General features: G+C 35.7%; 13 protein-coding genes. 3 read left to right on the forward strand and 10 right to left on the reverse strand.

Annotated features, from left to right (window positions below):
* The first annotated feature begins 9 nt into the window (after positions 1-9).
* Positions 10-702: a DNA mismatch repair endonuclease MutH gene (gene mutH / locus DWA31_RS16730; RefSeq protein ID WP_114327710.1), complete on the forward strand. Its 693-nt coding sequence runs from the start codon at positions 10-12 to the stop codon at positions 700-702.
* Between the two features lie 116 nt (positions 703-818).
* A complete protein-coding gene (locus tag DWA31_RS16735) occupies positions 819-2252 on the forward strand; it encodes a sensor domain-containing diguanylate cyclase (RefSeq protein WP_114327711.1) in 1434 nt (477 codons plus the stop codon).
* 188 nt (positions 2253-2440) lie between these two features.
* Here DWA31_RS16735 and DWA31_RS16740 read toward each other — a convergent pair whose 3' ends face one another.
* The 8 genes from DWA31_RS16740 to DWA31_RS16780 all read right to left on the reverse strand — a co-directional run bounded on the left by DWA31_RS16740 (position 2441) and on the right by DWA31_RS16780 (position 10705).
* Positions 2441-3343: a D-hexose-6-phosphate mutarotase gene (locus tag DWA31_RS16740; RefSeq protein ID WP_114327712.1), complete on the reverse strand. Its 903-nt coding sequence runs from the start codon at positions 3341-3343 to the stop codon at positions 2441-2443.
* 70 nt (positions 3344-3413) lie between these two features.
* Positions 3414-4070 carry a BamA/TamA family outer membrane protein gene (locus tag DWA31_RS16745; protein ID WP_114327713.1) on the reverse strand — a complete coding sequence of 219 codons (657 nt, stop codon included), beginning with the start codon at positions 4068-4070 and terminating at the stop codon, positions 3414-3416.
* A 132-nt stretch (positions 4071-4202) separates the two neighbouring features.
* Positions 4203-6386, reverse strand: a complete 2184-nt coding sequence (locus DWA31_RS16750; protein WP_114327714.1) for a bacteriohemerythrin — start codon at positions 6384-6386, stop codon at positions 4203-4205.
* Between the two features lie 76 nt (positions 6387-6462).
* The gene (gene msrQ / locus DWA31_RS16755; protein ID WP_114327715.1) at positions 6463-7068 is read right to left on the reverse strand and encodes a protein-methionine-sulfoxide reductase heme-binding subunit MsrQ; all 606 of its coding nucleotides are present in this window, start codon (positions 7066-7068) and stop codon (positions 6463-6465) included.
* A gap of 334 nt (positions 7069-7402) precedes the next feature.
* Entirely contained in the window at positions 7403-8410 is a 1008-nt protein-coding gene (gene msrP / locus DWA31_RS16765) for a protein-methionine-sulfoxide reductase catalytic subunit MsrP (protein WP_114327716.1), read from the reverse strand.
* Between the two features lie 130 nt (positions 8411-8540).
* The gene (locus DWA31_RS16770) at positions 8541-8909 is read right to left on the reverse strand and encodes a glutaredoxin family protein (protein ID WP_114327723.1); all 369 of its coding nucleotides are present in this window, start codon (positions 8907-8909) and stop codon (positions 8541-8543) included.
* 98 nt (positions 8910-9007) lie between these two features.
* Complete coding sequence (locus tag DWA31_RS16775; RefSeq protein WP_114327717.1) at positions 9008-10201, reverse strand: DEAD/DEAH box helicase; 1194 nt, start codon at positions 10199-10201, stop codon at positions 9008-9010.
* 45 nt (positions 10202-10246) lie between these two features.
* Positions 10247-10705 carry a YehS family protein gene (locus DWA31_RS16780; protein WP_114327718.1) on the reverse strand — a complete coding sequence of 153 codons (459 nt, stop codon included), beginning with the start codon at positions 10703-10705 and terminating at the stop codon, positions 10247-10249.
* Positions 10706-10924: 219 nt separating this feature from the next.
* Between DWA31_RS16780 and DWA31_RS16785 the strand changes: the two genes are divergently transcribed.
* Positions 10925-11254, forward strand: a complete 330-nt coding sequence (locus DWA31_RS16785; protein ID WP_114327719.1) for a GIY-YIG nuclease family protein — start codon at positions 10925-10927, stop codon at positions 11252-11254.
* A gap of 279 nt (positions 11255-11533) precedes the next feature.
* Here DWA31_RS16785 and acuI read toward each other — a convergent pair whose 3' ends face one another.
* The gene (acuI, locus tag DWA31_RS16795; RefSeq protein ID WP_114327721.1) at positions 11534-12517 is read right to left on the reverse strand and encodes an acrylyl-CoA reductase (NADPH); all 984 of its coding nucleotides are present in this window, start codon (positions 12515-12517) and stop codon (positions 11534-11536) included.
* 46 nt (positions 12518-12563) lie between these two features.
* Positions 12564-13196, reverse strand: coding sequence for an acrylate utilization transcriptional regulator AcuR (gene acuR, locus DWA31_RS16800; RefSeq protein WP_114327722.1), 633 nt, complete (start codon positions 13194-13196; stop codon positions 12564-12566).
* Positions 13197-13536: the final 340 nt, after the last annotated feature.

The following is a 13536-nucleotide window of genomic DNA, read 5'->3' on the forward strand; positions in this document are numbered from 1 at the left end:
TAGAGCACTATGAGCATTCCTTCTTCTGAACAAGAGTTGCTTGAAAAAGTACAAAGCTTAGCTGGATTAACCTTAGCAGAGGTCGCAAATGAAGCAGGCATTGAGATACCTAAAGATTTAAAACGAAATAAGGGTTGGGTGGGGTTATTACTAGAGCACGTACTTGGCGCTAGTGCGAGTTCTCGACCAGAGCCAGACTTTCCTCACTTAGGGATAGAATTGAAAACATTACCCATAAATAACCAAGGTAAACCACTTGAAACCACTTTCGTTAGCGTAGCACCATTAGTAGGTCTAGTGGGTATGAATTGGGAAAATAGCTGGGTTAGAAAAAAATTATCCCGAGTATTGTGGGTACCCATTATAGGTGAAAATGTAAACAACAATACAAATGAAAAAAGCATCCCATTGGCGCAACGACAAATTGGCAGTGCTTTTATTTGGTCGCCATCAGTAGAAGAAGAATATTTATTAGCTATGGACTGGCAAGAACTAACCGATATGATTGCTTTAGGTAATGTTGAAAAAATCAATGGAAAACACGGTCAAGTACTACAACTAAGACCGAAAGCGGCGAATAGCAAAGCTAAAACCAAGGCCTTTGACAGGCATGGTAAACCTTTTATGACCTTACCTCGCGGCTTTTATTTAAAAGTACCCTTCACCCAAATGATATTAAACACGCATTTACGTATTAACTAACATTTAAAGTTGTATTTAGTTTCACAAAAAGTCATTTGAAGGGAACAGTTCTGTTACACTGTTCGGTGTTCAAATTAAGTAATGTTTATTAAAAAAAAAATGGTAACATCGCGACTATGAAGTTTATTAAAAAATTTGACCATTATATTACTGCTATTTTTGTTATCACTATAATTGTGATAATAGCGACCTCTTACTTCACCTTTAAAGAGTTTTTTAACGCAAGTCATCAAAAACAACAAGAAGTAGTAATGCCATTATTTTCATTAATACATAGTGAAATAATTAGGCCCTTAACTGTGTCTCAATATATGGCAACTGATCCTTTTTTACTTGATTACATCGAACAAGATAAAATTGATAGAACGGTTATTATTGACTACATAACTAGCGTTTCAAATCAGTTCAATACTATGACATTTATTGCGATAGAAAAACATCAATTACTTTTTGACACAAATAATAAAACGACCAGTTTATCTGTCAAAGAGGCTGAGTGGTACCACCGCTTAAAGGCCATTGATCAAACTGAGTTCACCGACTTTGGTGATGCAGAAGATCCTCACTTATTTTTTGATGTGAAGATGTTTAATAAACAGCAAGATTTTATCGGTTTTATCGGTTTAGCAATAGATTTAGATCACTTTGCTAACAAATTTTCTAAATTTAAAGAAAAACATGGTTTTAAGTTATATTTTGTTGATAACAATAATGATATAACCCTTAGTTCTGAACAAATAATGCAAACGATGAGCCATCATAGAAAAGATGTCGTTACAAACATCAATGAACTACCTTGGTATAATCAATATCAATCTAACAACGATACAGGTAGCAGCCAGTATTCCTTTGGCGATTCAAGTAATGAATTAATTATTTCACAAATGCCATTAAAAGAACTTAATTGGCGAGTTTTTATTATCGCTCCGCCAATTACAGAGCAAAGTGTATACTGGCAATTATTCATGCAAAACCTTATTATTTTTATATTCGTGTCATTAGCGTTATATTATTTATTTACCTTATGCATAAATAACTTTAGATCAGACCTAGTAAAAGATTCTGAAACAGATTATTTAACCCAATTACCAAACAGAAGTTTTATCCATTGGAAGTATTCTCAATTAAACGAGGAATATGAGCATGTGAGTGTGGTGATTGCTGATATTGATAACTTCAAAATACTCAATGATACATACGGTCATTTGTTCGGTGATGATGTATTAAAAATAATCGCAACAAAATTGAGTGAAAACTTAAGATCCATTGATCTAGCTGGTCGTTGGGGTGGAGAAGAATTCATTATAATATTACCTGATACTAATGCGAAACAAGCACAAGAAATAATAAATAGAATTAGGAAAAACATCGCTAATATCCCCTTTACTCCCTCATCTACCAGCAAAGAATTAAATGTTACCGTTAGTTTTGGTATTAGTGATAGTAACTTGACCGATATTACCTTAGAAGAAATATTAGAGAAGGCCGATCAAGCACTCTACAGTGCAAAAACTAATGGCCGGAACCAGGTAGTTATTCATTTAGAGTAGTTATACCAATCTCACTAAATATCTGATCATTTCTACTGGTTAAAACAACCAACTACTTCGTTATTTATTTGATCATTAACGCTGCATGGATGCAGCTTATTAGACAATGCAGGAGCACATTGTCCTGAACAACTAGTTATTAAAATAAATGCCTTGTATTTAGCCGTTTTTCCTACGTATAAAGTAGATCACTTAATTAATGAAACTGGTATTACCGTAATATTTTGTTCCATAGTCAAACTTTTACCTGCACCAAGCAATTGTTTTTTCGTATTAGCTGCTTCTAGGCAAATAAATTCTTGTTCGCCACTTTCATGAATATCCATCATATTGTTCGCTAATTTGACTCCTGGGTTCCAAAAGACCCACTGATTTGTGTTTGTCGTTTTAAGTTCGATAGTACGTTGCCAAAGAGTATCAACAACTGTCATTACATCATTGCAATGATAAACTCTATCTACTGGCTCAATACCATTTGCTAATGTTGTGGCTAAAGGCTCTGGTGTACAAGCCTTACCTGTTAACTTGTCATCAAAAGGGGCTTTAGCTAATTCAGCTATGGTCGTATTTACTGGAGCGCTAACCGATAAATAACTATGTAAAGCGCCAGTATAATAGGCCTCATTTTCACTCAAGTTTGTCATGGTGAATACTTGATTGAATGACTTACCAAAAAATAGTACTTGCGTTAATCGGCATGCGAATGGCCACAATTCGTTAATACTTTTTCCTTGCCAACTTAAGCTAACTTCAACACCCTGTTCATTAATGTCAATTTTATCAATTTTCCATAATTGGCAACGAGCAAAACCATGATTACCCTCTTTATTTTCAGTATCATTTGGGTGTACACCAAACCACGGCCAACAAAGAGGAATGCCACCACGAATCGCTTTCCCTTGCTCAAAATCTGAGCTTTTTGATAACCAAAAAACCTCTTTTTCATCTGTTGGTTGCCAACTAAGTACCTGTCCACCATACAAGCTAACTTTAGCCTGAGTGTTTTTATGCTCAATGATTAATGCTGATAAATCTGAAGATAGCTTAACTTGTTGAACCTGACCAAAATCATTTTTCACTAATAAGGACATTATATTACTCGTTATTGTTAACTTTACATTGAAAGGAACATTCTAAAAAAAAGCATCGATGTTTGAAAGCTTAAAAGCTTTTACCAAACGATAAAAATACCGTACTTCTACCACCAGAGGCAAAACCAACACCAAAAACTGCGGGACCAAAGCTAGTATCGGTTCCCAAATATAAACTACCTGAAGTAATCATATTACTCGCTTTTACTGATTCTGTTAACGTCCATACATTACCCGCTTCAGCACTTGTGCCTAGATAAAGCGGCAAACTAGCTTCACCAAATAACTCTCGACCTAAATCGTATTGATAAACCACAGCAGCAAAGGCTTTATGAGAACCTATCAATGCATCTTTTGGATAGCCTGATAAGTTTAAAAACCCACCAAGTTCAGTCACATGAACAGAAAAATCAGTTTTATTGTCCACTGTTGCAAATAAAGCGATGCCAACAAAGGCATGGCTTTTAAAACTTAACGCGCCACGCCAATCAAACGTCGCTTCAATCGAGGTATCGTTTGGCGCAATCCCCTCAAATTCTTGATAATTCTCATTTCGCCAAAAAACATTAAAAGAAAACTTATTTCCTTGGGTAGGGAAATTCATACTGTTTAAATTATCATAATCAAAAAACAAGTAACCACCAAAAGAATCATAATCCAACGATGTTTTTTCAACATCCTTAAAGGCTAATTCACCTTTTTCACCAATAATATATGCCCGTTTCACTTGAATATGTGGGATTATGCTAAAGTTAAAACGCCTTTGGCAAGGTATGTTTTTAAAGAGTTTTGTTATTCTATTTCAAATTCATCAAACACCGCATAAAGTGCTTTTCAATCAGCTTTTGAGAAATGATTATTAAACCACCACTCGATTTCTTCCACTATCTTTAGCCTGATAGAGTAACTTATCGGCATTTTCGACAAATTCTTCTGATGAGGAAAAAGAGTCTTTCCTCCATTGACTAACGCCAATACTGACCGTTAATTCAATTTTATGTTTATCAATTATTACCTCAAGCTGTTGGATTTTTTCTCGTAAACGCTCTGCAAAATGGTAAGCGTTTTTTGCGTTAGTTTTTGGTAATATAATAACAAACTCTTCACCACCAATGCGTGCCACAACATCACTTTCTCGAACTGCCACTTTACATGCACGATAAAACATAATTAACACTTCATCACCTACACCATGACCAAAATTATCATTCACTTGCTTAAAGTGATCTATATCTAACAACATTATAGATAAAGGTAATTGGTCGTGATCAGACCGTGTGATTTCTTCCGCTAAGACTTTATTAAACTGATGACGGTTTACCGCTCCCGTTAATGCATCAGTAAAAGCTAATGTTTCAAAATGCGTTTGTTGAGATTTTCTATACTCAATTTCATTTTTCTGGCGATTAACAATGGCTTGAAATATATCGACTTGTAATAACTTTCGGCGTAATTTTTCATAAGCCAATTGCATTGCGCCAATATCATCAGCGCCAAGAGACTCCTTAAATTGTATATTTTTATGGCCTTGAGCCATATTATTCAATGCCTTAGTTATTTGCCTAATAGGATTAATAATACTGTGGTTTAATACCAGCGAAAATAACATTGCGATCACTAAGAAAAGGCTAAGTAAAGCTATAATCAAATAGTTATTTTGTTCTAACTGTTGAATTTCTAATTGTACTTTTCTCTCAAAGCTTGCGGTTAACCCATCTGTTACTATTTTAAGTTTATCAATATCTTCCGACATTAAATCAAACCAATGTTTACTTCGCTGTTCAAGCGTATAATCATTCATTATGTTTGAAAAACGCTGTAGTAATACTTGCCCATGTATTTGAGCATTACAATAGTATGTACATAAGCTTTTTTGCTCTTTATTTGCTGAGTAATGAAAAACACGCAATGTATTTAATTGCTTACCGACAAGTAAACTTATATTAAAATGACTATATAGATCTTTCTTTTCAGCCGTTACCGCATTCATCCCTATCGCTCTTATTTGTCCCATATACTCTTTAAAAAGCAATACTGAGCTAATAGCTGAAATGTCATTCGCTAATTGAGAAGTCATCTCAACGTGTGTTAGATTTTCAGATACCGATAATAATAACTCTATAAGGTGAGTATAAGCTTGATATGTTTCTGAAAAATTGGCTGTTTTATTGTCTAATTTCTTTCTATGTTTTACTAATTCAGTAAACTCATTCTGTACATCTGCAAAATATAAACGAATATTTTTTTGCACCGATGGGGCTAATTCACTTGAAAGTAAGACTAAAAATTTTGATATGGCTTTATCGGTAATTAAACGCCGTGCAGATAATTGTTCATTGAAATTTTGATAACGTGAGCTGGTTAAGCCACTAGCAATGCCTCGTTCAGCTTGTAGCGAATGACTAATATCATTCACTTGCGCTATAACATCATTTAATCCCAAAATTAGAGATACATTTTTATAGTCTTTATTATTATTTAATAAAATGACGAAACTAAGAAATAACACCCCTATAACGGGTAATAATGTCGTAATAAAAACTCGTTGACTCAGTGTTATTTTTTTAGATAAAGCTTGTGACATTTTTGCAATAAAAGAAGGTTGATGCTGATTTTTATCCTTTTCTCTATTGGCTGAATTTGAGAACTTATAGACAGTTGAAACATAATCTAAGTCGTCAACTAAAATATGCTTTACAATCCATTGATGTAGAAATGTTATGATTTTTTCACTACAAGCTACACAATCTTTTGTCAACCATTCTTGCTTTAATGTAGGTAGGTGCTCAATAAATTTTTGATGACTTGCTTTATGAGCCGTAATTTCAGCGTAACAAGCTTGTTCTAATAAAGCTTCTTCTCTAGCAAAGTGCAAAGTGACATAGTGCTCTAGCTCAGTGAATATTGTATTAATGGTTTGTTCTGATGTTTTACCATGTTCGGCTGTCGTTAATTTAGCTAATATGGCGATAATCTGTTTGTGATCTTCGTCAATGGCATCAATGCCAACACTCATTCCTTCATTCCAAATTAATTCTGTCATTTCTCATCTAATTTTAAAAGTATCAAGCGCATTATAAAAAAAATTTAACAGTGCCGACACAACTATCGAATAAAATTCAAACAAACATCATTGAGATCAAACGTTTTATTTTTTTATAGCGAAATAATAATAAAATGAATGTAATAACGGCATAAAATACCGGCGAAGTTAGCTCAGACTTTACAGACCAATAGAAATGAATTGTTACCAAAACAACAATTAAATAATTAAAATTATGTAACTTTTGCCAAGATTTTCCCATTTTCCGCTTTAACTTATCAAGGGACGTAACTGCTAAAGCGATGAGTAATAAAAAAGCAACCATACCAATAGTTATATAAGGACGCTTAATCACCTCACTAATAAAAAGTACACCACTAAACTGTACTTCAAACGCGAGAAAATTGAGTAAGTGACACACGGCATAGGTAAAAGCATATAGTCCCAATAACCGCCGAGTTTGCAGTAGGTAACTTTGTTTCATTATTTTTGAAAGCGGCGAAACACTCAAAGTAATGAGTAATAAATTAAAAGCGCCTATTCCCGTAAAGTGAATGACAACCTCAACAGGATCTGCACCTAACTCATCAGCAAAGGCTAAATAATATAAATTTAACAAAGGTAACAAGGCCGATAAATGAATGATGATTTTTAGGATCAATACTCGTGTGCTATTGGTCATAACGTTACTACTTCTGTATATACCCGTTCCACTTGAAGATGCATGATTCAGCTGGAATTAGAAACGTCTTTAGGCGAGGCATTGATTGTAGAGAATGGTTATACCCTTGTCAAAATCAATAACGCCGCATAAAACGTTTATAAACCAGCCCTTTGGGGAAGGCTGGGCAAATCATACTCTGCGTTACATTTCTTTTTAAGGGCGCTACATGGATGTAGCTTATTAGAGAATGCAGGAGCATATTCTCCTGAATAACCCTTAATAAAAAATGTGCCTTGATTATGAATCGCTCAGACTTCCTGAAACGAGCATATTCAAGTGGAGCGGGTATAGATTAATAATGCTTAGATAAATCCATACCTTGATACAAATGTGCTACTTCTTCACCATAGCCATTAAAAGGTAACGTTGCGATACGATTACGTGTAAATAAGCCCCCACTGGTAATACGACGTTCACTTTCTTGACTCCACCTTGGGTGATCATGGTTTGGATTTACATTCGCATAAAAGCCGTATTCTTTGGGAGCGAGGTTTTTCCACGTTGTAGACGGTTGATGCTCAAGTAGTTTAATAGCAACAATTGACTTTATGCTTTTAAAGCCATATTTCCACGGTACAACTAAACGAATAGGTGCACCATTTTGTGGTGGTAGAGTTTTACCGTATAAACCAACGCTCATTAACGTGAGTGGGTTCATCGCTTCATCGATTCGTAAAGCTTCAACATAAGGATATTTAATGCCGCCGCCTAAGCGTCTATTTGCTTGTCCTGGCATTTGTTTTGGATCATATAAAGTTTCAAAAGCAACATATTTAGCCCTTGAGTTTGGTGCAACTTTTTTTAGTAAATCTACTAATGAGAAACCAATCCAAGGAACGACCATTGACCATGCTTCGACGCAGCGCAAACGATAAATACGTTCTTCTAAAGGAAAAAGCTTAGTGAGATCATCATAATCAAGCGTTATGGGGTTATCACATTCACCAGAAATAGTTAACTTCCAAGGATCAACATTAAATCCCTGTGCAAGTTCTACCGGTTGATCTTTTTTCGCGCCAAACTCATAAAAATTATTGTGCGATATGACTTTTTGCTCTGGCGTTTTGACTAAACCTTGGTTAGCAGAGTCTTGCTTGTAACTCAAAGGTTGTGTTTTAAAACTAGGGACTTCATCACTAAAAAAACCAGCGTTGGCATTTTTACTGAGAGCTGCATTCATTAGCGCACCTGCACCTAAAAACCCCATGTTTTTTAATAAGGAACGACGATCATGGTAAATCGACTCGTTGGTAACATCTGATTCAATAAGCTGAGAACGTTGTGGGGTTTTTATTAACATACAAGCGCCTAATAACTATACCTAAAAGGTATAAACTGAAGAAGTTTCTTGAAGTATTAGACACTTATAATAGAAAAATAATTTCAACTAAATTGCATTTTAATCTATTCTATTTTAATGAACTGAATTATTAAGCCGCTTTAGCCAACTGTTGCAAATGAGCAATAACATCACTTGATTCATATAGCCATTGCACCTGACCGTCAGTTTTTTCGATACGTAAACAAGGTACTTTTCTTTTACCACCTTCGCTAATAAGCTCTTCACGATAATCATTTTTCTGATTAATATTTCGCAATTCAATATTCAAGCCTTCACGCTTCATTGTACGACGTACTTTTACGCAAAAAGGACAGCTAGGTAATTGATACAAACTTAAGTTTTTAGTTTTATCATCAAATTTCGCCTGCTCTGCTGAGCTTCTTTTTGGCGATGAAGGCGAAAAAACAAAGTTAATAAGTAAGATAAGACGACCGATAGGCCAACGTATTAGGGACATAATCATAATTTTTTACTTCTGTATTTAAAATGTATATGGGTATAGCTTCGATCAAGTGATCAAAATCGGTGGCGGATTTTACCATAAAACAGCTCTTTTTAAACGCGTTTATTTTTAGGAACAAAGTTTAAAATAGAGATGGGTACTACTTTTTTCACTGGAAACTCTTCAAGTTCTTTTCGCTTAATAACATGACCTAATCGCGTTTCGATAGCGCACAAGTTTCTAAAGTTATCTTTTGCAACAAAAGAAATAGCCTCACCGCTAGCACCCGCACGACCTGTTCTACCAATGCGATGGATATAATCATCTACTTTGTCAGGTAGATCATAATTAACTACGCGATCAAGCTCACCAATATCAAGACCACGAGCGGCAATGCCTGTTGCGACTAAAAACTTAATTTTACCTAGCTTAAAGTCTTTAAGTATTTGTTCACGAACCTCTTGCGTTCTCCCACCATGAATCGATTCAGCCACGATACCACGTTTTTCTAGCTGGCTTACAAGCTTGGCTGCCCCGTGTTTGGTTTCAATAAAAATAAGTGCTTGTTGCCATTGTTGCTCTTTTATCAAATGACTAAGCAAAGCCGATTTATTACCTTTATCTACCGTAATCAGCCATTGTTCAATTTTAGGTTTCGACGCACTATTTTGAGCAATGGTTATTTCGACTGGATCAGTAATAGTTCTTCTAGCTAAAGAACGAACATCATCAGAAATAGTGGCTGAAAACAGCAAATTTTGACGTTGCTTAGGTAAACGTTCAATAATTTTATTGATATCTTCAATAAACCCCATATCAAGCATTCTATCCGCTTCATCAAGTACTAACACTTCAAGTTCATCAAAGTGCAGCGCCCGTTGATGCGCCATATCCAATAACCTGCCTGGGGTGGCAACGATAATATCAATACCCCAAATTAACCGTTGTTTTTGGGGCTGCGAGTCAATACCACCATACATCGCCATTGAGCTGAGTTCTAAATTTTTACCATACTGGCCAATACTCGCTTCAACTTGCACTGCCAACTCACGGGTAGGCACGAGAATAAGTGCACGAATGCGTTTACCGCGGAGAGTATGTTGATTATGCTCAGCACTCAATTTCTGTAATATAGGCAAAACAAAACTAGCCGTTTTACCTGTGCCAGTTTGCGCAGAAGCAATTAAATCTTTACCTGATAAAACAACTGGTATCGCTTTTTTTTGAATAGCCGATGGTTCGTTATAAGCTAGTTCAGTTAGCGCGTTTAATATAGGATCACATAATCCAAGTTTTGAAAATGACATTAAGTGTCTCAAACAGTAGGTTAAACCAGTAGATAAAAAGCTAGATTAGCTTTTTAATTTAATTTTTAAGCCTTTTAAAAAGGTAGATAATACATCATCGCTACAGTCTCTATAGTGCTTATGATTAACACTTCTAAAAAATGAACTTAATTCATATTTACCTAAGCTCAACTCGGCCAATTCTAAAATAGCAATCACCTCATCCGCTTTTAGTGCTAGGGCTATTTTTAATTTATTGAAAATAATATTATTACTCAATGCTTGTTCTGTTTCACGTTGAGGACCATCTTTTGGGCCTCTTTTTTCAATAATAAGACCATTTAAAAAACTTGCAAATTCAACATCTAATAATGGCTTATAGCTACTATCATCTTTTTCTTTAAAGGTATCAGCTAATTGTTCTGCGGTAATTAAACCTTGTCCTAGCTTAAATACAGAGAGTATTTTTTCATCATTAAAATTAAAAGTGGTGCTGATACGACGAAGAAGATCATTATTTATCATTAAATTACCTAAAGCTATTTGTTGTGTAGACGATTATTTGTTTCGCAGCTTTAAAGTTTTTTAAAGCATATATACCCATTCCACTTGAAGATGCACTTTCAAGTGGAATCGGTATAGGTAGTATAACCGACTATTATCAATATTTATCCACACTAAGTATAAGATACGGTATAATTTCACCTTATTTTCAATAAAACCTAAATAAGGATATTTAATAATATGAAAAACATAGCGCAATCTGTTCAAAACAGTGAAGTATCACTTGGCAATGTTTATGTTATGACACATTCTTTTTTTTCTGATGTAATTAGAATTGGATGTACAACTGAAGATCCTGAAAACTATGCGAAGACACTTTCAAAAAAAACACCTGGGGATTATACGCTCGTTTTTTCTCTACAATGTAAAAATCCGTGTAAAGTAAAGAGCCAAATAAAAACGTATTTAAACGCACAAGAATATGTGAATGAATTTTATCAAGTAACGGCTGAAGTTGCAGAACGTTTACTTAAAAGAGAGACCTTAAGAATACCAATATTAAACTCGTAGTAAAGTTCACCACAGAGCACACCGAGGGACTACGCCCTCCACCGAGAAAACAAAGTGCTCATTTCTTCTCTGTGTAGCGAAGCGCCTCTGTGCCCTCGGTGGTTTTATTAACAGTCCGTTCATCCTGAGCTTGTCGAAGGGCTCTGTGTAGCGAAGCGCCTCTATGCCCTCGGTGGTTTTATTAACAGTCCGTTCATCCTGAGCTTGTCGAAGGGCTCTGTGTAGCGAAGCGCCTCTGTACCCTCGGTGGTAGAATATGCTAACGACCACTTGGCTTTCTTATCCGTTGATATCAACAACCACACGGCCGCGAACTGTACCTGCCATTAACGCTTCAGCTGTAGAAATTACTTCACTCAACCCTATATCAGTAGAAATATCTTCAAATACTTCTGGATCAAGAATATCAGCAAGACGCTCCCAAGCTTCAATGCGATCTGCAATAGGTCGCATCACACTATCAATACCTGCTAGCGTAACACCACGTAAAATGAATGGTGCAACCGAGGCAGGTAAATCCATACCTTGCGCTAAACCACAAGCAGCAACTGCGCCGCCATATTGCATACTGGCACAAACATTAGCTAGTGTATGGCTTCCTGCAGAATCAATTGCACCGGCCCAACGTTCTTTCGCTAATGGGCGACCAGGCTCTGACAAGGCTTTACGATCAATAACGTCTGAAGCTCCTAATTTTTTAAGGTATTCTGCTTGCTCTACTCTACCTGTTGAAGCAACAACGTTATAACCAAGCTTTGCTAAGATTGCGATTGAAAAACTACCTACACCACCATTAGCTCCTGTTACTAAAATTTCACCTTTATCTGGAGTTATTCCATTTTTTTCAAGAGCAATAACACAAAGCATCGCAGTATACCCTGCTGTGCCAATAGCCATTGCTTGGCGTGGTGAAAACCCTTTAGGTAAAGGAATTAACCATTCACTTTTTAAGCGTGCTTTTTGAGCCAAACCACCACAGTGAGTTTCACCTACACCAAAACCATTCAGTAGAACTTGATCGCCAACCTTAAATTTATCACTTTCACTATGCTCAACCGTACCAACTAAATCAATACCCGGAACCATAGGGAATCTTCTTACTACAGGGCCTTTGCCAGTGATTGCTAAAGCATCTTTATAATTAATTGTACTATGCGAAACATTAATCGTAACATCACCTTCAGGTAGTACGCTTTCATCAATATCTTTGACAGCCGCTCGGTAACCCTGGTCATCTTTTTCAATTAAAATACCATTAAACATGTTGTTCTCCTGATTTAGACTGATCGTCTATAAATAGTAAAAATTTTTATCTAGGCAAAGCCGCGATAAAATGGTTAAAGTAATTTTCTAATGGCTTGGTATCTTGTACCAGCTTTGCTCGACTAACTGCACCTTCCCAGCCAATCCAAAAACATTCGGCTAGCTGTTCACAATTTGCCTTTTTTGATATATCTCCTTGCAATTGTGCAGCTTTAAGACAGTTTGCTAAGCGGTGCTCCCAGCAATGGAATATATCAATTAATTGTTGTCTAAAGCTTTCAGGCAGTAAATCTACCTCTTGCCCAAGGTTGCCCACTAAGCACCCTCGTTTAAACTGGTGTCGAATCATGCCTATTTTGGCACCTTCCACAAAATTACTTATGCGTGTTAAAGGTGGATATGACTCATCTAATAAGCACACATCTAATTTATTCGCAAAATAATTAGCATAATTTTCAATAACAGCCTGACCAAATGCTTCTTTGCTAGCAAAGTAATGATAAAAAGAGCCTTTAGGTACTTTTACCTTTTTCAAGATCTGATCAATTCCAGAAGAAGCAAAGCCGCTTTCTGTTAATTGCTCAAGGCCACTGCGAATTAATTCAGCTTTTGTATCTTGATTTTCACGAGATACTTTAGGCGGTCTTCCGCGACGTGGTTTTGTTATTTGCAAATTCATACTTACATAATAGACTGATCGTCTAGTTAATTGCAAGTTTATTTAAAATGGTATTAGCAGTTCAATTATTATTAAGAAATTTTAGGTTTGAAGTTAACTAATAAACAGCGCTTATTCCGGCCATTTTTAACTCAGAAAATCCCATGAATATAATTAGGTCACCTCGCCTCGCGATATATAATTACTTATAAAAATGCAGGCTGAATATGACTCTATACCCGTGTTACTTCAAAATGCAGGATTCAGCTGGAATTAGAAACGTCTTTAGGCAAGGCATTGATTGAAGATAATAGTTGTTCTATTGTCGAAATCAATAACGCTGCATAAAACGTTTCTAAAC

Origin of the sequence: Candidatus Colwellia aromaticivorans, assembly GCF_003333305.1 — a bacterium.
Classification (GTDB): domain Bacteria; phylum Pseudomonadota; class Gammaproteobacteria; order Enterobacterales; family Alteromonadaceae; genus Colwellia; species Colwellia aromaticivorans.